This is a genomic window from Micromonospora sp. HK10 (genome assembly GCF_000982955.1).
Lineage (GTDB): Bacteria > Actinomycetota > Actinomycetes > Mycobacteriales > Micromonosporaceae > Micromonospora.
This window is the reverse complement of sequence record NZ_KQ058884.1, coordinates 21832-42389: the sequence shown is the minus strand read 5'-3', so window position 1 is coordinate 42389 and position 20558 is coordinate 21832. Positions and strand designations below refer to the sequence as shown.

Annotated in this window: 20 protein-coding genes; 10 read left to right on the top strand and 10 right to left on the bottom strand. The window is 73.9% G+C overall.

What is annotated here, in order from left to right; genetic code table 11:
* The first annotated feature begins 101 nt into the window (after positions 1-101).
* The gene (locus tag LQ51_RS27150; protein ID WP_046570578.1) at positions 102-1097 is read left to right on the top strand and encodes an Acg family FMN-binding oxidoreductase; all 996 of its coding nucleotides are present in this window, start codon (positions 102-104) and stop codon (positions 1095-1097) included.
* A gap of 175 nt (positions 1098-1272) precedes the next feature.
* Complete coding sequence (locus tag LQ51_RS27145) at positions 1273-3102, top strand: glycoside hydrolase family 15 protein (RefSeq protein ID WP_046570576.1); 1830 nt, start codon at positions 1273-1275, stop codon at positions 3100-3102.
* 79 nt (positions 3103-3181) lie between these two features.
* Here LQ51_RS27145 and LQ51_RS27140 read toward each other — a convergent pair whose 3' ends face one another.
* Positions 3182-3370: a hypothetical protein gene (locus tag LQ51_RS27140; protein ID WP_046570589.1), complete on the bottom strand. Its 189-nt coding sequence runs from the start codon at positions 3368-3370 to the stop codon at positions 3182-3184.
* Between the two features lie 88 nt (positions 3371-3458).
* On the opposite strand from LQ51_RS27140, the gene LQ51_RS27135 reads away from it, so the two are divergent.
* On the top strand, positions 3459-4217 hold the full coding sequence (locus LQ51_RS27135; RefSeq protein ID WP_046570573.1) for an aminoglycoside adenylyltransferase family protein: 759 nt from the start codon (positions 3459-3461) through the stop codon (positions 4215-4217).
* 2 nt (positions 4218-4219) lie between these two features.
* Entirely contained in the window at positions 4220-5002 is a 783-nt protein-coding gene (locus LQ51_RS27130) for a hypothetical protein (protein WP_046570572.1), read from the top strand.
* Between the two features lie 213 nt (positions 5003-5215).
* Here LQ51_RS27130 and LQ51_RS27125 read toward each other — a convergent pair whose 3' ends face one another.
* From LQ51_RS27125 to LQ51_RS27105, 5 genes are all read right to left on the bottom strand, one after another.
* Complete coding sequence (locus LQ51_RS27125; RefSeq protein WP_052745080.1) at positions 5216-6697, bottom strand: serine/threonine-protein kinase; 1482 nt, start codon at positions 6695-6697, stop codon at positions 5216-5218.
* A gap of 174 nt (positions 6698-6871) precedes the next feature.
* On the bottom strand, positions 6872-7969 hold the full coding sequence (locus tag LQ51_RS27120) for an NHL repeat-containing protein (RefSeq protein ID WP_304413737.1): 1098 nt from the start codon (positions 7967-7969) through the stop codon (positions 6872-6874).
* A 224-nt stretch (positions 7970-8193) separates the two neighbouring features.
* Positions 8194-8757 (bottom strand): GerMN domain-containing protein, encoded by a 564-nt coding sequence (locus LQ51_RS27115; RefSeq protein WP_046570567.1) that lies wholly within the window; start codon positions 8755-8757, stop codon positions 8194-8196.
* Entirely contained in the window at positions 8754-10106 is a 1353-nt protein-coding gene (locus LQ51_RS27110) for a sensor histidine kinase (protein ID WP_046570566.1), read from the bottom strand. The genes LQ51_RS27115 and LQ51_RS27110 overlap by 4 nt, the downstream gene beginning before the upstream one ends.
* A complete protein-coding gene (locus LQ51_RS27105) occupies positions 10103-10774 on the bottom strand; it encodes a response regulator transcription factor (protein ID WP_046570564.1) in 672 nt (223 codons plus the stop codon). Before LQ51_RS27105 ends, LQ51_RS27110 begins: the two co-directional genes overlap by 4 nt.
* A gap of 158 nt (positions 10775-10932) precedes the next feature.
* Here LQ51_RS27105 and LQ51_RS27100 point away from each other — a divergent pair, with 158 nt between their 5' ends.
* The 6 genes from LQ51_RS27100 to LQ51_RS27075 all read left to right on the top strand — a co-directional run bounded on the left by LQ51_RS27100 (position 10933) and on the right by LQ51_RS27075 (position 14460).
* Positions 10933-11346, top strand: coding sequence for an STAS domain-containing protein (locus LQ51_RS27100; protein WP_046570562.1), 414 nt, complete (start codon positions 10933-10935; stop codon positions 11344-11346).
* Between the two features lie 22 nt (positions 11347-11368).
* A complete protein-coding gene (locus LQ51_RS27095) occupies positions 11369-11716 on the top strand; it encodes a hypothetical protein (protein WP_046570560.1) in 348 nt (115 codons plus the stop codon).
* Positions 11713-12312, top strand: a complete 600-nt coding sequence (locus LQ51_RS27090; RefSeq protein ID WP_046570558.1) for an STAS domain-containing protein — start codon at positions 11713-11715, stop codon at positions 12310-12312. Before LQ51_RS27095 ends, LQ51_RS27090 begins: the two co-directional genes overlap by 4 nt.
* A complete protein-coding gene (locus tag LQ51_RS27085) occupies positions 12309-12596 on the top strand; it encodes a BON domain-containing protein (protein WP_046570556.1) in 288 nt (95 codons plus the stop codon). The genes LQ51_RS27090 and LQ51_RS27085 overlap by 4 nt, the downstream gene beginning before the upstream one ends.
* 122 nt (positions 12597-12718) lie before the next feature.
* On the top strand, positions 12719-13165 hold the full coding sequence (locus LQ51_RS27080; protein ID WP_046570555.1) for a CBS domain-containing protein: 447 nt from the start codon (positions 12719-12721) through the stop codon (positions 13163-13165).
* On the top strand, positions 13162-14460 hold the full coding sequence (locus LQ51_RS27075) for an ArsB/NhaD family transporter (RefSeq protein WP_046570554.1): 1299 nt from the start codon (positions 13162-13164) through the stop codon (positions 14458-14460). Before LQ51_RS27080 ends, LQ51_RS27075 begins: the two co-directional genes overlap by 4 nt.
* Here LQ51_RS27075 and LQ51_RS27070 read toward each other — a convergent pair.
* The 4 genes from LQ51_RS27070 to araA all read right to left on the bottom strand — a co-directional run bounded on the left by LQ51_RS27070 (position 14442) and on the right by araA (position 20542).
* The gene (locus LQ51_RS27070; protein WP_046570585.1) at positions 14442-15797 is read right to left on the bottom strand and encodes a cation:proton antiporter; all 1356 of its coding nucleotides are present in this window, start codon (positions 15795-15797) and stop codon (positions 14442-14444) included. The two genes, LQ51_RS27075 and LQ51_RS27070, sit on opposite strands and share 19 nt — an antisense overlap.
* A gap of 276 nt (positions 15798-16073) precedes the next feature.
* A complete protein-coding gene (locus LQ51_RS27065; protein WP_046570552.1) occupies positions 16074-16544 on the bottom strand; it encodes an OsmC family protein in 471 nt (156 codons plus the stop codon).
* A 105-nt stretch (positions 16545-16649) separates the two neighbouring features.
* Positions 16650-18311, bottom strand: a complete 1662-nt coding sequence (locus tag LQ51_RS27060) for a glycoside hydrolase family 27 protein (protein ID WP_046570550.1) — start codon at positions 18309-18311, stop codon at positions 16650-16652.
* 728 nt (positions 18312-19039) lie between these two features.
* Positions 19040-20542 carry an L-arabinose isomerase gene (gene araA / locus LQ51_RS27055; protein WP_046570584.1) on the bottom strand — a complete coding sequence of 501 codons (1503 nt, stop codon included), beginning with the start codon at positions 20540-20542 and terminating at the stop codon, positions 19040-19042.
* Positions 20543-20558: the final 16 nt, after the last annotated feature.

Below are 20558 nucleotides of genomic sequence, written 5' to 3'. Positions count from 1 at the left end.
GCGCGGGCCGCCCGGCCCGCCGCCCTGGGCCCTCCGGCCCTGGCCTTCGCCCCCGCCGCGAGAGCAGGGTCGAAAGGGGACGAGCAACGAGGAGGCGCACCATGAGCCGGCCATCGACCTGGACCGAGCAGACCCCCGTGGCGGAGGTGCTGGAGGCCGCGGCCCGGCAGGCCCGGCACGCCCCCTCGGTGTTCAACACCCAGCCCTGGCGCTGGCGGGTCACCCCGGACGCGCTCGAGCTGCGCGCCGACCCCGACCGGCGGTTGACCACCACCGACCCGGACGGCCGGCTGCTCACCCTGAGCTGCGGTGCCGCGCTGCACCACGCCCGGGTGTGGCTGGCCGCGACCGGCTGGGCGGCGACCGTCAGCCGGCTGCCCGATCCGGACGACCCGGCGCTGCTGGCCCGGCTGCGGGTCACCGGCCCGGCCGACCTGGACCTCACCGCCGGCCGGCTGGTCGAGGCCATCACCCGCCGGCACACCGACCGCCGGGCCTACACCGATCGGCCGGTGTCGGCGGCGCTGCTGTCCCGGCTGCGCGCCGCGGTCGAGGCCGAGGAGTCCTACCTGCACCTGGTCCGGGACGACCAGATGCCGATGCTCGCCGTGACCACCGCCCGGGCCGCCGACGCCGAGCTGGCCGATCCCGCGTACCGGGCGGAACTGCGCCGGTGGACCGACCGGCCGGCCGGATCCGGCGACGGGGTGCCCGCCGCCGCCGCCGTACGGCCCGCGCCCCGCCGGGTGCCGCTACGCGACCACGCCCCGGGCGGCACGGCCGGGCTCAGCGCCGGCGACGGCTTCGACCGGGGCGCCGCGTACGTGATCCTCTTCGGCGAACGCGACGACCCGGCGGCCTGGCTGCGCGGTGGCGAGGCACTGTCCGCGCTGCTGCTCACCGCCACCGCCGACGGACTGGCCACCGCGCCGATCAGCGACGCCATCGAGCTGGCCTGGCCGCGCCGGATGCTGCGCGACCTGCTCGCCGGGGTCGGCGAGCCGTACCTGGTGATCCGGGTCGGCTGGGCGCCCGACGGCGAGCCGCCGGCCACGCCGCGACGGACGCCGGACGAGGTGATCGAGGTCGACGGCTGACCCGTACCCGCGGCGGCGCGGTCGGTGTCGTCGACCGCCCTGAGCACCGCGCCCCGCCGGGCGGCGCCGTCGCGGCGGGATACCCCCGACGGGTGACCGTCGCCCGCTCCGGCGTCCCACGCCACCCCACGGCGTCTACCGTCCGAACGGAAACAGGTGACGTGGGGAGGGCGGCGTGGACGACTATCCCGCCATCGAGGACCACGGGCTCATCGGTGACCTCCAGACGGCTGCCCTCGTCACGTGTGACGGCACCATCGACTGGTTCTGCGCACCGCGCTTCGACTCCCCCAGCATCTTCGCGGCGCTGCTGGACCGGGTCCGGGGCGGCTACTTCCGGATCTCCCCCGACGGCGTGCGCTACGTGACCAAACAGCTCTACCAGCCCGACACGCCGATCCTGATCACCCGTTTCATCAGCGCCGACGGGGTCGCCGAGATCATCGACTGGATGCCGATCGCCGGGGACCGCCCCACCGACCAGCACCGCCTGGTCCGGCTGGTCCGGATGATCCGCGGCAGCATGCCCTTCAAGCTGGAGTGCCGGCCGCGGTTTGACTACGGCCGGGAGCGCCACGAGCTGGAGGTGCACCCCGAGGGGTTCGTCTTCCGCAGCCCGTCGTTGAGCCTGACGCTCAACCCGGTCCGCCCGGTCCCGAAGCTGTTCCGGGAGCGGGAGGTCGAGAACGGTCACGACCTGGTCGGCCGGGTCACCCTCCAGGAGGGCGAGACCGGCGGCGTCGTGCTGGAGACCGCCTCGGTCCGGGGTCCCCGGATCATGGCGGCCGAAGAGGTCGAGGCGATGTTCGAACGTACCCTCGACTTCTGGCGCCGCTGGCTGGAGCGCTCCACCTACGGCGGGCGCTGGCGGGAGATGGTGGAACGGTCCGCGATCACCCTGAAGCTCATGACGTACGCCCCGACCGGCGCGATGATCGCCGCGCCGACCGCCTCGCTGCCCGAGCAGATCGGCGGCACCCGCAACTGGGACTACCGCTACACCTGGATCCGGGACACCTCCTTCTCGGTGCACGCGCTGCTCGGCCTCGGCTTCACCGAGGAGGCCAGCCGGTACGTGGACTGGTTGGACGAGCGGATCCGCGAGGCGGGCGACAACGCCGCCCCCCTGAAGATCATGTACCGGGTGGACGGCTCCTCCGACCTGCACGAGGAGGTGCTCGAACACTTCGAGGGCTACCGCGGCTCCGGCCCGGTGCGGATCGGCAACGGCGCGGCCGACCAGCTGCAACTCGACATCCACGGCGAGGCCCTCTACGCCATGCACCTCGCCGACCAGCAGGGCATCCGGCCCTCGCACCAGGTGTGGCGCAGCACCGTCCGGCTCGTCGACTGGCTCTGTCGCAACTGGGACCAGCCCGACGCGGGCATCTGGGAGAGCCGCCACCACCCCCGCAACTACACGTACGGCCGGATGATGTCCTGGGTCGCCTTCGACCGGGCGATCCGCCTCGCCGGCCGGCACGGTCGGCCGGCCGACGTCTACCGCTGGGTCGAGCAGCGCGACACCGTCTACAACCAGATCATGGAGCGCGGCTACCACCCGATCCGCCGCTCCTTCGTGCAGAGCTACGGGGAGAGCGTCCTCGACGCGGCGCTGCTCATCATGCCGGCGGTCAACTTCATCACCCCCACCGACCCGCTCTGGCGGTCGACGCTGCGCGCCATCGAGGAGGAGCTGGTCTCCGACAGCCTGGTGCACCGGTACGACCCCGCGGCCGCACCCGACGGGCTGCCCGGCGACGAGGGCACCTTCAACATGTGCACCTTCTGGTACGTCTCGGCGCTCGCCGGCGCCGGCCGGCTCGACGACGCCCGGCTCACCTTCGAGAAGATGTTCACCTTCAGCAGCAACCTGCGGTTGTACGCGGAGGAGATCGCCCTCACCGGCGAGCAGATCGGCAACTTCCCGCAGGCGTTCAGTCACCTCGCGCTCATCACCACGGCGCTGCACCTCAACGAGATGCTCGACAACCAGCGCCGCTGAGCGGTACGCGGACCGTCGGCTGTGCCGGCCCGCGTCGCCGCCCGCACCCGCGTCGGCGGGCCGGGCGGACCGGCGGCCGCTACTGCTCCGGTACGCCCGGGCCGACCTCGCCGCGCCGCAGGTGCTCGGCGTTCCGGTCGGCCTCACTGCGCGCGTGCCCCGCGCCGGCACGCGGATCGTCGGTCCGGCGTCCCTCGGTGTCCTGGTAGATTTCGCCGCTCTCGAGCGCTTCTTCCTGCTGCCGTCTGCTCTGCTCAGGTCCGGTCACCACCACCCCATACCCGGCGCCCGCGAAGGCCATGCCGGCCGGCGGAAATCCGGGTGCGCCGTGCCCGCCGAGGGCCGAAACTGGCGCGATGGATCAGCTTCGGGAGATCGTCGGATTGGTGGGCCGCGTCCTGGGTCCGGAGGTGGTCGGGAGCTACCTGCACGGCTCCGCGGTGCTCGGTGGCCTCAAACCGGCCAGCGACCTGGACGTTCTGGTCATCACCCGGCGGCCCCTGAACGACCAGGAGCGGCGTCAGCTCCTCGACGGGCTGTTCCCGCTCTCCGGTTCCCGGAACCAGGCCCGCCCCGTCGAACTCACCGTGGTCGTCCAGTCGGAGGTCCGCCCGTGGCGGTACCCGCCGATCTGCGACTTCCACTACGGCGAATGGCTGCGCCAGGACTTCGAGGTCGGCGGGCCACCTCAGCCGGCACCCATGCCCGACCTGGCCCTGCTGGTCGCGACGGTGCTGGCCGGCGACCATCCGCTCACCGGTGCGCCGCCCGCGCAGGTCCTCGACCCGGTTCCGCACGCGGACCTGGTCCGCGCGACCATGGCCGGCATTCCCGGCCTGCGCCAGAATCTCGACGACGACACCCGCAACGTCCTGCTGACCTTCGCCCGCGTCTGGACCACCCTCGCCACCGGTGAGATCCGGTCGAAGGACGCCGCCGCGGACTGGGCGTTGGCCCGGCTGCCGGCCGAGCACCGCCCCGTGCTCCGGCATGCCAAGGAGTTGTACCTGAACCGTCGGTACTCCGAGGAGAGCTGGAGTGACGAGCTGAGGGCGCGGGTACGCCCACACGTGGACCACGTCCTCGCCGAGATCAGCCGGCAGCCGTGCGAGTGACGATGGCGAGCGCGGCGGCCCGGGCCGACCGCGCGAACGAGGACTTCACCGGCGCCGTACCCACGGCTGCGGTGCTGATCGACGGCGCTGGCATCCCCGGCGCCGAAGCCGTCTGCCGACACGGCGTGGCCTGGTACGCGAGCCGGCTGGGCGGCACCCTGCTCGGCCTCCTGTCTCTGGTGCCGGACCGCGGCCTTCCCGCGCTGCTCGCCGAGGCGATCGACCGGGTGACGGACGCCCATCGGGACACCTGCGACGTCGCCGACCCCATCAGCCCGTCGGCGACCGTCGCCATGCTGCGCGTCGCCGACGGCGTCGTCGAGCACCTGGTGCTCGGCGACTCGTCCGTCATGCTCGACCGGGCGGACGGGCCGCCGCTGATCCGTTCCGATCCACGCGAGGTGGTCATCAGGCGCGCGTACCAGTCCGAGCTGGAGGCCACCGCCGAGGGAAGCGACGCGTACCACCGGATCCTGCGGGAGCTGCGCGCGAACCGTAACCAGCCGGGCGGTTTCTGGCTGGCCAAGGACGACCCGCGGGCGGCGGACGAGGCGCTCACCGGGCGTTGTCCGGCCGCCGAGCTGGCCGGGGCGGTCCTGCTCAGCAACGGTGCCAGTCGCCTCGTGGACCGTTTCCACCTCGCCGACTGGCCAGCCGTCATGGCCCTCCTCACGGCGAGCGGGCCCGCCGAGATCATCCGACGTGTCCGCCAGGCCGAGGCCCGCCACGCGGTGCCGGCGGACGATGCGACGATCGCGCACTGCACCGACCTCACCGCCTCCTGAGCCGCCTTCGGCGTGGGGCAGGTGCTGGTGGCCGGCCGGCCCTGGCGGGCGCGCCGGCGCGGATCCGGCGACGCTCCCGCTGGTCGGCGGGCGCGGCGCACCCGTGCAGGACCGCCAGCCATGGGCCTGGGCACTGCGCATCGCCCCGGACCGGCCTGCGGCGGCCGCCGCCTCCAGGTCACCGCGGGCAAGTCGGTCCGGCTGATCGACCGGTCAGTTCGGGGTCGCCTGCGGTGACGGCGCGCTGGACTGGGTGTCCGGCTCGTCGGTCGGTGCCGCGCTGGGCTCGGCCGGCGACTCGCTGGCCGGGGCGTCCGACGGCGTGCCGCCGGTCGGCGCGGGACGGTCGGTGCGGGACGGCTGCGGGGCGGCCGACGCGGCGCCGGACCCTCCGCCGGCGGTCGGGGTCGCACGGCGGTCAGGGGTCGTGTCGCGCGCCTTCGCCGGCGTCTGTCGAGGGTCGCCGCCGGCGGGGCCGGGCTCGCCCGACCGGGTCACGGACGGTGTGGGTTCTCCGGAGCGGCCCGGCGACCAGCCGGTGCCGTCGGCGAAGACCAGCACGGCGGCAACGGCGGCCAGGCCCGTCACGACCAGCCCGGCCAGGGCCCGCCGTCGGCCGGCCCACCCGGTCGGACCGGCGGCGGATGCCGACCGCGGGGCGACGGCCGGCGGTACGGCCACGGTGGCCGGCCCGGCAGCCGGGCTCTCCCTCAACGGCCCGGCAGCCACACCCTCCCCCAGCGGCCCGGCGGCCACACCCTCCCCCAACGGCCCGGCAGCCAGGCCCGCCGCCAGCGGTCCGGCGGCAGAACGCTCACCCGGCCGTCCGGCATCCGGGTGCTGACCGAGCGGTCCGGCATCCGGGTGTTCGCCCGGCGGTCCGGTGAGGGTGGCGGCCGTGTCGGCCATTGCCGCGGCGGTCGGGAATCTCCGCTCCGGCTCCCGGGCCATGGCGGTCACGACCAGGTCACCGACGGTCGCCGGGACGTCGTCGGGCAACGGCGGCGGCTCCTCGTCGAGGCGGCGCAGCGCCACCGCGATCGGATTGTCGCCCGGGAACGGGGGATGGCCGGCGAGGCAGTGGTAGGCGACGGCGCCGAGCGCGTAGATGTCCACGGCCGGGCTGACACCGGTCTTGGCGAGCTGCTCCGGTGCCATGTAGAGGGCCGTGCCCATGACCTGGTTGGCCGCCGTCAGTTCCGCCGCGTCGGCGGAGAGCGCGATGCCGAAGTCGACGAGCACGACGTGCCCGTCCGGCTCGATCACGAGGTTGCCCGGCTTCACGTCACGGTGCACCACCCCGACCTCGTGCGCGGCCTGCAGGGCGCGGGCGGTCTGCGCGACGATCGACATGGTCTCGGCGGTGCCGAGCCGGCCGGCCTCCGCGATCCGGGCCGACAGCGGCTGGCCGCGCACGTAGGCCATGACCAGGTACGCGGTGCCGGGCTCGCCCGGCAGGCCCGTCTCACCGTAGTCGTACACCTCGGCGACGCCGGGGTGGCGCAGCGCCGCCATCGCCCGCGCCTCCCGCCGGAACCGCTCACCGGCGCTCGCCTGGGTCACGGCGCGGCCATGCAGCACCTTGACCGCCACGTCGCGTTTCAGCGTCTGGTCGACGGCGCGCCACACCTCACCCATTCCGCCGGCGGCGATCCGCTCGGTCAGGCGGTACCGGGCGCCGACGAGGTCACCCACTTCTGGCATTCGATTCCCCTACCCAGCCGGCTCGTCCGTCACGCCACGCCCGCCCGGATGCCGGCCGGCGGCCACCGCGCCGGGGCTGCCGGCGGATCCGGCGGTCTGCCCGGCAGCGACGGCTGACCGCGCCGGCCGGGGGGTACCCGGAGGCCGGACAGCGGTGCCGGGCGGTCAGCGCTTAGCGCGGCGGGCCGCGATCATCGCGAGCAGGCCGGCGGCGGCCAGCCCGGCCCCGACCAGCAGCACGGTCGGCAGGCCGCGACGGTCGTTCCGATCGGACGGTGCCGCGACGGCCGGCGACGCGGCCCGGGTGGACGCCGGCGCCGCCGTCGTCGCCGGCGCACTCGGTGAGCGGGGCGTACCGGGAGCGGGATAGCGCAGGATGGTCGGGCGGGTACCGGCGGGTTGGTCGGCGACCTCGGAGACGGTGAGCAGTGAGCGGCCGTCCCGGCTGTAGGCGATCGACTCGCCCTGCGGCTCGTCCGGCAGCGGCACGACCCGCGGTGTGCCGCCGGTCAGCGCGGCCACCACGTCGCCACCCGGCACGTCGAACTCGAACGCGTCGGCGTAGGTGCGCAGCACCACCCGCCGGCCGTCCGGGGAGGCCGCCGCGCCGGTGACCACCGCGCGGCCGAGGAACCCGAACGGGTTGCTGGTGCCGGTGCCCGGCAGCGCCACCTGCCCCCGCCGGACCAGCGGCACGGCGCGCCCCGCCACGAGGTCACCCGCCGGGCCGTAGATCCCGGCCGCACCGCCCTGCTTCGTCACGATGAGTGGCCGTCCGGTGCCGTCGAGCAGGAGCGCCTCGGCGTCGTGTGCCCCGTCCGGGTAGGTCAGCCGGTACAGCACCGGCCGGTCGCCGCCGGCCGGCAGCCGCCACACGGCCACGGTCCGCCGGGAGCGGTCGTTGTCGCCGGTGTCGGCGATCCACACCGCGCCGTCGGTCCCGACGGCCAGGTCCTCGGTGTCCCGGGGACGCGACGGGTACCGCACCGTGCGGGTCACCCGGCAGCCCTGGTCGAGGAAGAAGATCCGGCGGCGGGGCTCGTCGTCGGCGCTGTCGTTCACCACCACGAACCCGCCCGCCGTGACGGCCAGCCCGGAGATCTCGTTGAGTCGGCTGTCGCGTACCCGGCACACCGGCACCCCGGCGGGCGACGGTGCCCGCAGCGGCAGCGCGCCCGCGGCGGCCGGTGGCGCCGCCACCCACACCGCGCCGGCCGGTGGTGGCGCCACCACCGCGCCGGCCGGCACCAGGGCCAGCGTCACCGCGGCCCATCCGGCGCTCCGCCGTCCCCACGCTCGCCTGTGCCGCTCCCCCACTGCCCCTCACATCGTCCCGGCCCCGCCCCGGTCGCCGCGACCGGGCGGCGGCACCGCCAGCAGAGGTTACGACGGCGGCCGCCCGTCCCGCTCCCCCGGGCCCAGCGGCACCCGTCCGGGGCCGGGTCCGGGCCGTCGCCCGGCGGGGCCCACCGGAGCCGCCGGGCGGCTCAGCGGGCCGCCATCAGCGACCGGTAGTCGGCCGCGGTGAGCGGCTCCGTCGTGAGCGCGCCGTCGGCCCGCGGCACCTCCAGCGGCCGGCCGTCCCGCCGGAAGGTGACCGCGTGCACGTCGACCCGGCTGGTCAGCGTGCAGACGATCTGGCCGAAGGCCAGGATCTCGTCGCTGCGTCCGCTCTCGTCGGCCGCTTCGGCGACCTCGACCTCCGCCACGCCGGCCGTGAGCCGGCCACCCGTGTGCACCGCCCCTCCGGTCAGCGCGCTCGTCAGGCCACCGTCCCGGTCGGCCTCCGTCGGCCCGGCGAGCAGGTGCTTCAGATGGGTGGCAACGTCGGGCAGATAGTCCACCGGCCGGACGACCCGGACGAGGCGGTCGTCGCGCAGGAAACACAGCGGCTCGGCGCTCCGCCCCGAGCTGGTCGCGGTGGCGTCGGGCGCCGGGTTGGCGAACGGTCCCGGCGGCACCGGGACGGGGCGGGGCGCGTCGTCGACCGGCACGCCGCACCCGGCGGCCAGCAGGACGACGCCGATGGCGACCAGCCCGAGACGTCTCATCCGGCACATCCCGGCAGCTCCACCCGGAACCGGGCGCCGCCCTCGGGGCGATCGGTGACCATCGCGCGACCACCGTGCGCGGCCGCGTGTTCGGCGACGAGGGCGAGCCCGAGCCCGGTGCCGTCGGTGCGGGCCCGGTCGTGCGCCGCCCGGCCACGGACGAAACGATCGAAGATCACTTCGCGGTCCGGTACGGGCACACCGGGCCCGTCGTCGTCGACCTCGATCACCCCGGTGCCGTCGCCGGCGCAGCCGAGCCGGATCGCGACCGGCCCGCCGCCGTACCGGACCGCGTTCTCCACGAGGTTGTGCAGGATCTGCCCGACCCGGCGCCGGTCGACCTGCCAGTGGGCGCCCGGCGGCACAACCCGCACCAGGTCCGCCGGCAGCCCGTGGCGGTGGCACACCTCGCCGGCCAGCGCCGCGACGTCGACGGGTTCGCGGTTGGTCGGCTGCTCCGCGCGGGCCAGCTCGATCAGGTCGTCGACCAGCCGCTGGAAGCGGTTGATCTCGTCGGCCACCAGGCCGGCGGCCACCGCGGTCCGCTCGTCGTGATGCTCCCGGCGGCGCTGCAGCACGCTGCCGGCGGCGGCCAGGGTCTGCAACGGTGAGCGCAGCTCGTGACTGACGTCCGCGGCGAAGCGGCGGTCCCGCTCCAGGTGCCGGGCCAGCTGCTCGACCATCCGGTTGAAGGAGGTGGAGAAGCGGGTCAGGTCCGGGTCGGTGGCCGGGTCGAGGCGGGTCTCCAGGTCGCCGGCGGCGATCCGCTCGGCCGCGTCCGCGACCGCGGTCAGCGGGCGGAGGCTGTGCCGGGTCGCGTACCAGCCGAGGGCGGCGCCGGCGCCCGCCACCATGATGGCCACGGCGGTGAGGGTCAACGCGACCAGCTGGAAGGTCTCCTCGACCTCCCGCATCGAGGTGATCTCGTAGTAGCTGACCGTCGCCGACAGCGGCACGCCGACCAGCAGGGCCGGTTGCCCGTCGGCGCGGACCCGCTGCACGGCCGGCGTGCCCGAGGAGACGGTCCGCCGCAGCTCCTCGGGGACGGAACTGCCGCGGATCTCCGCGCTCCGGGCGTACCACCGCCCGTCCCGGTGCAGCAGCGGCCGCCGGGCGCTGCCGGTGTCCAGGGAGCCGAGCACCGCCGCGATGTCCGGCGCGTCGGTGTCGAGGCCGGAGCGGACCACCGCGGCGTCGAAGAACGCCGCCCGCACGGCGGTGCGTTCCCGCTCCTCCAGCAGGGACCGACGGGTCAGGTCGTACGAGAACAGGGCCATCGCCGCGGCGAGCAGTGCGGCGCCGACGGCGAACGCGGCGGTGACCCGGGCGCGCAGTCCGAGGCGGTTCATCGCTGCAGCTTGTAGCCGAGCCCGCGCAGCGTCACCAGGTGCCGGGGGTTGGTCGGGTCCCGCTCGATCTTCTGCCGGAGGCGGCCGACGTGCACGTCGACCAGCCGTTCGTCGCCGGTGTCGTAGCCCCACACCCGCTGTAGCAGCTGCTGGCGGGACAGCACCTTGCCGGCGTGCAGCGCCAGCTCGCAGAGCAGCCGGAACTCGGTCCTGGTCACGGCGACCGGGCGACCGTCGAGGCGCACCTCTCCGGCCTCGGCGCTGACCTCCAGGTCGCCGAAGACCTGGACGGAGACCGCCGTGCCGGCCCGCGCCCGCCGGCGCAGCGCCCGCAGCCGGGCGGTGAGTTCCTTGATCGCCACCGGTTTGACCAGGTAGTCGTCCGCGCCGGCCTCCAGCGCCGCGACGATGTCATGCGTGTCGTCGCGCGCGCTGACCACCACGATGGGTACGTCGTCGTCGCGGCGCAGTTGCCGGATGCACTCGAAGCCGTCGAGGCCCGGCAGCATCAGATCGACGAGGATGTTGTCGGCCGGCGTCTGCTGGTGCCGGCGCAGTCCCTCCTCGGCGCTGGCCGCCCCGTACGCGGTGTAACCCTCCTCCTCCAGCGCGAGCAGGAGGGCCAGCCGGATCCGGTCGTCGTCCTCGATCACCAGTACGGCCGTCATAGCGGCATCATCCCTGCTCCGTGTCGCGATGCCCAACCCGGTGGCGGCCCACCCGGTTTTGTCACACAACTGTCATGAACCTGCGCAGGGACCTCCACGATCCGTACCCAGAGTCGTCAGGGAATCGGACAACCACCCCTTCGGAGGAGGAGCCGTCAGTGACCTCGCGCCACCCACCCGAGCCGGAGTGCCGGGTGCCCCGGGTCGAGCTCGACATCGTCGACGAGCTGGACCTGCCCCACCTCGCCGAGGTCGGCGCGGCCCTCGACCGGGTCCTGTCCCTGCAACCGGCGGAGGTCGTGATCGACCTGTCCGAGTGCCGGCAGATCGACGCCGCCGCCATCGGCCTGCTCCTGGATGTCCAGCGTCGCTTGACCCGCAGTGGCGGGTCGCTCACCGTGCGCGATCCCCATCCCCGGATCCGGCGGATCCTCGACGGCGCCCACCTCGATCAGGTCCTGCGGATCGTCACGTCACCCCCGCCGCCGCCCCCGTCGCGGCGCGGCGAGGCCGCGGGCGGACCGATCGGTCCGGTACGGGGGCGCGCCCGGGTCGGCCCGGCAACGCCCTGACCACGACGGAGAGGAGAGCAACGTGGGTGGCAGCGCGCTTCTCAGCGCCCTGGCCGTCGGCGTCGGCGTCGGTCTGCTGGGGCGGCTGGCCCTGCCCGGCCCGAAGGCCGCTCCGGTGTGGCTGACCATCGCGCTCGGCGTGGCGGCGGCCCTGCTGGGGTCGGTCATCGCCCGGCTGCTCGGGATGGACCTGGACAACCTGGCGCCGCACCGGTTGATGGCCCAGGTGGGCCTGGCCCTGCCGGCGGTCGTCCTGGGCGTGGTGGCCGCCGGCCGGCGCCGGACGCCCGAGCTGAGCGGTGGTCCGGCCGGCCGGCCGGAGGACGGGGACCGGCTGCGGGACGGCCGGACGGTGGGAGGTCAGGCATGACGGTGGTACCGACGGAGAATCTGCTGAGCATGATCTGTGACGGCTGCGGTGACACCGTCACCGGCGGGGGCAACGTCCTGCCGGACGCCGAGGTGGTGTGGACGCTGGTCCTCGACAACGGGTGGAGCGGCTCCGCCTTCGCCTCCGGCCCGCACCACTGCCCCCGGTGCTCGCTCGACCCGTCGGTGGGCGGCGGCGCGTCCGGGCTGGGCAATCCGCTGGGCATCGACGACCTGGACGGGCCGGATGACCGGCCGGTCGCGGAGGTGGACACCGCGGAGTCGGTGCGGCGGGCGCTGCGCGAGGCGTTCACGCTGGGCCCGCAGGTGCTGGTGGATCTCGGCGACGTGGCCACCATCGACTCCACCGGCCTGGGGTTGCTCGTGCGGGCCCACCAGGACGCCCGTAACGAGGGACGGACGCTCTGCCTGGTCGCGCCGTCCCGATTCATCCGGACGGTGCTGCACACGATGCGACTGGAACAGGTCTTTCCCATTTTCCCGACCCGCGCCGCCGCCTTCCGGCACTGCACCCGGGCAGTCGGGGCACCAGCCCGGGCGGTCTCGCCCCTGGCGAGCAGGGAGGTTGCCCGATGATGCCGTGGCCCTATCCCGACCACAACCCGTTCCACCGGGACGACCAACCGCTCGACGGGGATCTGCGGCTCGCGGCGCTGGTGGCGCAGCGGCTCAGTATCGACTGGACCACCCGCCGCCAGCAGATCTCCGTGTCGGTGCAGAACCGGGTGGTCATCCTGACCGGCATGGTGGCCGACCAGGAAACCCGGCGGGCCGCCGCCGAGCTGGCCTGGGACGTCCCCGGCGTCTTCGACGTGTGCAACGCGATGACGCTGTTCTCGGGAGGTCGCGGCCGCCGGTGACGCCGACCGCCGCTTCCGGGTACGGGTGAGATCCGGGACTCCGGCCGCTAGGGTGATCGTCGGTGTGCCGGGAAGTCTGGTCGGCGTGTGACCCGTCGTGTCCCGAACCCACAGGAGCCGTCGTGCGAGCCCGAGATCTGGCCGTACCGTTGCCGACCATCACCCTGGCCACGTCGGTGCTGGAGGCGGCCCGGTTGCTGGCCGGGCACAACCTGCCGGGTCTGATCGTGGTCGACGAGCGCGGCTGCCCGGTCACCGTGCTGCCCGGCACCCAGGTGCTGCGCCTGGTGATTCCCGGCTACTGCCGGGAGGATCCGACCCTGGCCCGGATGATCGATGAGCCCTCGGCGGACGTGTTCCTGCGCGGTGCCGAGGGGCGTACGGTGGCTGATCTGCTGCCGCCGGAGCATCCCGAGCCGCCGGTGGTCGACCCGCAGGCGACCGCGCTCGAGATCGCCGCCGTGATGGCGCAGAAGCGCAGCCCGCTGGTCGCGGTGGCCGCGCCCCGCGCCCCGATGATCGGCGGCGTCACCCTCGACGCCCTGCTCGACCGGATGCTCGCCGGATGACGGGCGTGGCCTGGGCGGCGGTCGCCGTCTTCACCGTCGCGTACGTCCTGATCGCCACCGAGAAGATCCACCGGGTGGCCGCCGCGCTCGGCGGCGCCGCCGTGATGTTCCTGATCGGGGCCACCGACACGGCGCACGCCTTCTTCTCCGAGCAGGCCGGCATCGACTGGAACGTGATCTTCCTGCTCGTCGGCATGATGCTCATCGTCGCGGTGCTGAAACGCACCGGCGGCTTCGAGTACGTGGCGGTGTGGGCGTCGAAACGCGCCCGGGGGCGCCCGTACCGGGTGATGGTCATCCTGGTGCTGATCACCGCGGTCGCGTCGGCCGCGCTGGACAACGTCACCACCGTCCTGCTCGTCGCCCCGGTGACCTTCCTGGTCTGCGAGCGGCTCGGCGTGCCGGCGGCGCCGTTCCTCATCGCCGAGGCGATGGCCTCGAACATCGGTGGCACCTCGACCCTGGTCGGCGACCCGCCGAACATCATCATCGGCAGCCGGGGCGGCCTGTCCTACAACGATTTCCTCATCCACCTCGCGCCGTTCGTGGTGCTGCTGCTGGTGGTCTTCCTGGGCCTGTGCCGGGTGCTGTTCCGGGACGCGTTCCGCTACGACCCGCAGCGGGCGGCGCAGATCGCCGCCCTGCACGAGGGCGACGCCATTCGCGACCGCCGACTGCTCACGCTCGGCCTGGCCGTGCTGGCCGCGGTGACCGCCGCGTTCGTCCTGCACACCACCCTGCACCTGGAGCCGGCGGTGGTGGCCCTGCTCGGCGGTCTGCTGCTGCTGGCCCTGTCCCGGCTCGACGCCGGCGAGATCAGCCGGGACGTGGAGTGGCCCACCCTGGTCTTCTTCGCCGGCCTGTTCATCATGGTCGGCGCGCTGGTCAACACCGGCGTGGTGGAGCAGATCTCCCGTGCCGCGATCAACGCCACCGAGGGCCGGCTGCTGCCGGCAACGATGGTGCTCCTCTGGGGATCCGCGGCGCTCTCCGCGATCGTGGACAACATCCCGTACGTGGCCACCATGAGCCCGGTCGTCGCCGATCTGGTGCAGGCCCAGGGCGGCGCCGGGCAGTCCCGGGTGCTGTGGTGGGCGCTCGCGCTCGGCGCCGACCTCGGCGGCAACGCCACCGCCGTCGGCGCCTCCGCCAACGTCGTGGTGCTCGGCCTGGCCGAGCGGGCCGGCCAGCGCATCACCTTCTGGCAGTTCACCCGGTACGGCATCCTGGTCACCCTGGTCACCGTCGGGCTCGCCGTGCCCTACCTGTGGCTGCGCTACTTCCTGCTGGCCTGATCCCCGACCGCCGCGCCGTCCCCGTCACCGTCCCGGCCGGCCCGCTCGGTTCCGCTCCCGGCCCGCTCGGCTCCGCTCCCGGCCCGCCCGGTTCCGCTCCCGGCCGGGTCGGTGACGGGTTGCCCCGGCCGTCGTCGCGCCCGCTGGATCCGGTTCACCACACCGTGCCAGTTCGGCGTGTCGCGGCTGTCGTCGAAGGCCCGGGCGACCACGACGTCGGTCGAGGAGTGCGCCAGGATCGAGACGACGATGGTCAACGCCACCAGGTGGAAGATCTCGTCGGCGGCCCCGATGCCGGACTCGAGCACCAGCAGCCCGTAGACGACCGAGGCGAAGCCCTTCGGCCCGAACCACATCGCCGCGGCCTGCTCGCGCAGGCCGAGGCCGCTGCGCAGGAACGACACCCACAGGGCGACCGGCCGGGCGACCACGATCGCCAGCACGGCGAACACCCAGCCGGTCCACGCGATCTCCCCGAGGAACGCGGGCGAGATGAGCGCGCCGAACACCAGCAGCGCGGCCAGCTTCAGCAACTCGGCCATGTTCTCGCCGAAGTGCTCGAAGGCGGACCGTTCCCGCGGCCCGAACGTCGCCACGGTGATGCCGGCCGCGAACGCGGCCAGGAACAGGTTGCCGTGGGTCACCTTGCCCAGCGCCAGCACCAGCAGGCCGATCGCGACCCCGTTCAGCGGCGCGTACGCCGCCGACGCGGCGAAGAACCGGGTCCGCTCCAGCGCGATCGCCGCGAGCGGCACCAGCACCCCGATCGCCAGTCCGACCGCCAGTTCGGTGGCCAGCTCCCCCAGGTGCAGGTCGTCGGAGCCGGCCGCGACCGCGAGCAGCACCACCACGAACGGCAGCGCCAGCCCGTCGTTCACGCCCGACTCGACGTTCAGCAGGTGCCGCAACCGCGCCGGCACCTTGTCGTTGCCCACCAGCGCGGCCGCGAACACCGGGTCCGTGGGCGCCAGGATCGCCCCGATCAGCAACGACTCCGCCCACCCGAGCCCGGCCACGTAGTGTGCCAGGGCGGCGGTGACCAGCAGTGTCAACGGCAGGCCCCAGCCCAGCGCCCGCCCGGGCAGCCGCCACGCCGACCGGAGGTCCGCCCAACCCACCCGCATGCCGTCGGTGAACAGCACCGCGAACAGGGCCAGCTCCGCCAGCTGTGCCACGATCGGCGAATCGGCGTGCAGGTGCAGCACCCCGGTGCTGCCCTCCCCCAGGACGAACCCGGCGACCAGGAACAACGCCGCGGTGGACAGGATCGTGCGGTGTGCGAGCGCCGACACGAGCACGGCCGCGAGCAGGACGGCGGCGAAGCACAGCAGCAGCAAGGGGACCCTCCGGAGCGCACGGTCGTTCACGGTGCCGACCAGACTTCCCGGCGCGCCATGGATCCCGGCGATCATATCGGCCCCCCGCCACCGCCCGTTCCGGGCGTCGCCAGGGGCCTCGCCGGTGGTCGGCGGCCCCGCCCGTCGGCGGCCGCGAGCCGGAACGGGCGGACCGGCCGAACTGGGCGGCGGTCGCCGTCATGCTGGCTGCGGCGGTCGCGGTGACCGGCGCGGGCACCCGGGCCTACCGGCGGCGCGACCGGTGCGGGTGAGCCCTCACCGGTCGTCGCTGCTCTCCTGCTCCTGCCGGGCCCCGGCGGCGCCGTCGATCTCGATCGCGACGGGAGTGCCGAGTTCGACGGTACGGGAGACGGTGCAGAGCCGGTCGTGTGACTGTTGCAGCGACCGGGGCAGCGCCTCCCGCGCCCGGTCGCCCTCCGCGCCCGCCGGGAACGTCACGGTGAACTCGACCTTCAGGTTCCGCATCCGGTTGCCGCCCGCCTCGTCCCGGATCTTGTCGCCGGAGACGTCGACGGAGAACTGGATCGGCTCGGCCCGCCGGCTGGTGATCAGGTCCACGTCGATGGCCGTGCACCCGCCGATGGCGGCGAGCAGCAGTTCCACCGGGGTGAAGCTGGTGTCCTCGCCCATCCCCACGGACATCGACCCGCCACGGGTGTTCCGCACGGCGTACGTCCCCATGCCGGTGCGCTCGATCCGCACCGAGCGGAAGCTGTCGTCACTCATGGCCGCGACGCTACCGCGCCCCCGGCCACGGCTGCTGGCAAAGGTGTGGCCGGGGGCGTGGACCGCGCCCGCAGCGGGTGTCGACCCGCTGCGGGCGGACCGCTCCTACTGCAGGGTCCACCGCTGGTTCGCGGCGCCGGTGCAGGTCCAGAGGATCACGGTGGTGCCGTTGCCGGTGGCCGCGCCGTTGACGTCGAGGCAGAGGCCGGACTGCTGGTTCCGGATGGTGCCGTCGGAGTTGCGGGTCCAACGCTGGTTGGTCCCGCCGTTGCAGTCCCAGATCTGCGCCTTGGCGCCCGCGGACGCGTTCAGCGGCGCGTCCAGGCACTTGCCCAGGGCCTGGAGGGTGTCCCCGTTGGCCGTCCAGCGCTGGTTGCTGCCACCGTTGCAGTCCCAGATGACCGGCTGCGTGCCGTTGGCGGTGTTGCTCTGCGGCACGTCCAGGCATCGGCCGGAGGCGGCGCTGACCAGCGTGCCGCCGGTGGTCGGGGGCGGGGTGGTCGGGGGCGGCGTGCTGGTGCCGCCGCCGCTGACCCGGTAGACCACCGTGCCGTGCCCCGGGACGCTGGCCGAGATGGTGCCGCTGGTGCTGCTGGTGGCGTTGGTCCACGCGTCGAGCAGGGTGAAGCTGCTGCCGCTCTTGCCGACGGCCGCCGCGGTGGTGGAGATCGTCGTGGTGCTGCTGCCCTGGTTGAACAGGGCCACCGCGACGTCACCGTTGGCCAGCGGCTTGGCCAGCACCCGGCGGGTGCCGTCGAAGGAGACCTGGGTGGCCTGCCGGCCGAGGGTGTCCTGGTTGATCGCGATCAGGTTCCGGTTGGTCAGGATGCTCTGGGTGGCCGAGTTCATCGACCGTACGTCGTTGCCGGCGATCAACGGCGACGCGAGCACGGCCCACATGGCGAAGTGGCTGCGCATCTCGGTGTCGGTCATGCCACCCCGGCCGACCTCCATCATGTCGGGGTCGTTGAACGCCCCCGGGCGCGCGTACCCGGCCAGGGGCACGGTGACGTTGATGATGTTCTGGATGCCCATCGGGTAGCCGTTGGTCTGGCCGGTGTCCCAGGCGTTGGTGATGTCCTCGGTGGTCCGCCACATGTTGGCCACGTCGCCCCAGTTGCGCTGCGGGCCGGTCTTGGCGTGGATGCTGTTCGGGTTGATGCTGTAGACGATGGGCCGGCCGGTCGCCGCGAGCGCGTCGCGCATCTTCGCGAAGGTCGCCACCTGCTGGTCGATCGTGCCGTTCGGCGAGCACCAGTCGTACTTGAGGAAGTCCACGCCCCACGCGGCGAACTGCCGGGCGTCCTGCGCCTCGTGGCCCTGGCTGCCGGTGGCGCCCGGGTAGGAGTTGAAGTACTGCGCGCAGGTCCGGTCGACCGGCACCTGGTAGAGGCCGAACTTCAGGCCCTTGCCGTGCAGGTAGTCGCCGAGCGCCTTCATGCCGCTGGGGAACCGGCCGGGGTCGCCCTGGAGGTTGCCGGCGGAGTCCCGGTTCGGGTTGAACCAGCAGTCGTCGACAACGACGTACTGGTAGCCGGCGTCGCGCATGCCGCTGTTGACGATGGCATCGGCGGCCTGCCGGATCAGCGTCTCGTTGATGTTGCAGCCGAACGAGTTCCAGCTGTTCCAGCCCATCGGCGGGGTGCGGGCGACCCCGTTCTCCAGGGCCTGGGCGGTGTCCGGCCGCAGCGCGGTCAGGGTGCCGGCCAGCAGCAGGCCGGCCGCGAGGCCGGCGGCCCAGCGGCGGCCCGAGGCGAAGGGTCTCATCGGATCTCCTTCCCGTGGCGGCGTACGCCGTCACAGGTGACGGTCCGGCCGGCGGTCGGCGCTGCGCCGGCGGCGGGACGGGACAGGGGTGGATTGGTGCGGCTCTGCGCCCGTCCCGGCCCGGGACGGGCGGGCCGGACGGGTCCGGCGGTCACCGCCACGGTGGACGGTGCGGGGCTCGCGTCGCTCGGGGCTGAGCCGGCGGTGCGCGCCGACCGGCGGCGGCCCTGGACGATGTGCCGCGTCGCCCGGATCGCGGCCCGATCGCTCCGCCAGGACGTGCCCTTCGCTCCCCAGCGACAAGCTACCGTGTGAGCGATAACATCGCAATCCATTGATGTCATCGGTCAAGGGCCGTCGCCGAAGTTCGGTCAGCAGAACAACTGCCGCCACAGCGGACGGTCCACCCTTGTTATCGATAACATGTGCACCTCGGCCGGACCGCGCGGCAAGCGGTCGCGGCGGCCGCGGCGGACCGGTACTGCCCGACCGCGAGCCGCGGCGGCCCGACCGCGAGCCACGGCTGCCGGATCCGAACGGCGACGGCCCGACCGCGAGCCGCGGCGGCCGGATCACGAGCGGCGTCGGCCAGGGTGGACCGGTCCAGCAATCCGCTGGCGGCACCCCACCGGCTGCTGACCCGTCCCGCCAGCGCGGCCGGGCCCGGCAGGCGGTGACCACCTGCCGGGCCCGGGCGAGCGGACCGCGTGACTCGCGGCGGACGGGCTTCAGAACCCCCGGGCGAGCCGGTAGTACGCCTGGTTCCAGCGGATCTCGTCGGCGAACCGGCGCGGGTCCGTGTCGGCGTCGATGACGACCAGCTCGGTCCGGCTCATCTCGGCCAGGTCGTGCAGTTCCTCGGCCCCGACCGCCTGGGACAGCACGGTGTGGTGCGGGGCTCCCGCGGTGATCCACGCCTCGGCGGAACCGGCCAGGTGCGGACGCGGGCGCCAGACCGCCCGGGCCACCGGCAGCCGGCGCAGCGGGTGCGGCGGCGCCACCACGTCGACCTCGTTGGCGACCAGCCGGAACCGTTCGCCCATGTCGGCCAGGCCGAGCACGACGGCGGGACCGGGCTCGGCGTCGAAGACGAGCCGGACCGGATCCTCCCGTCCGCCGATGCTCAGTGGGTGGATCTCGACGGCCGGCACGTCGGCGGCGATGCTCGGGCAGACCTCGAGCATGTGCGCGCCGAGGACCAGTTCCCGGCCCGGGGTCAGGTCGTAGGTGTAGTCCTCCATGAACGAGGTGCCGCCGTCGACGCCGACCGCCATCGCCTTGAGCGTGTGCACCAGGACGGAGGTCTTCCAGTCGCCCTCGCCGCCGAAGCCGTAGCCGTCGGCCATCAGGCGTTGCACCGCGATGCCCGGGAGCTGGCGCAGCCCGCCCAGGTCCTCGAAGTTGGTGGTGAAGGCGCGGAACCCGCCCCGCTCGAGGAAGGCCCGCAGGCCGAGTTCCAGGCGGGCGGCGTAGCGCAGCGACTCGTGCCGGTCGCCGCCGGGGCGCAGCTCGGACACCATCCGGTAGCTGTCGTCGTACTCCTTCACCAGGTCGTCCACCTGCGCGTCGGTGACCTCGCCGACCACCTGGACGAGGTCGTTGACCCCGTAGGTGTTCACCGAGACGCCGAAGCGCAGCTCGGCCTCCACCTTGTCGCCCTCGGTCACCGCCACGTCGCGCATGTTGTCGCCGAAGCGGGCCAGCCGCAGCGAGCGCATCGCCGACCAGCCGATCGCCGCCCGCGCCCAGGCACCCACCCGGGACACCACCCGCGGGTCGCTGACGTGCCCGGCGACGGTCTTGCGGGCCACCCCCAGGCGGGTCTGGATGAACCCGAACTCGCGGTCGCCGTGCGCCGCCTGGTTGAGGTTCATGAAGTCCATGTCGATCTCGTCCCAGGGCAGCAGGACGTTCGCCTGGGTGTGCAGGTGCAGCAGCGGCGTCTGCAGCGCGTCCAGGCCGGCGATCCACATCTTGGCGGGCGAGAAGGTGTGCATCCAGGCGATCACGCCGACGGCCCCGCGCGCGGCGGCGTCCCGGCAGACCCGCAGGATGTCGCCGCTGGTGGTGAGGACCGGTTTCCAGACGACCCGGGCAGGGATGTGCGGCGAGTCGTCGAGCGCCGCCGCGATCTGCCGCGACTGGTCGGCCACCTGGCGAAGGGTGTCCTCGCCGTACATGGCCTGACTGCCGGTCAGGAACCAGATCTCAGGCTCAGCGTGCGTTGCCATGGGGTTGCCTTCCGCG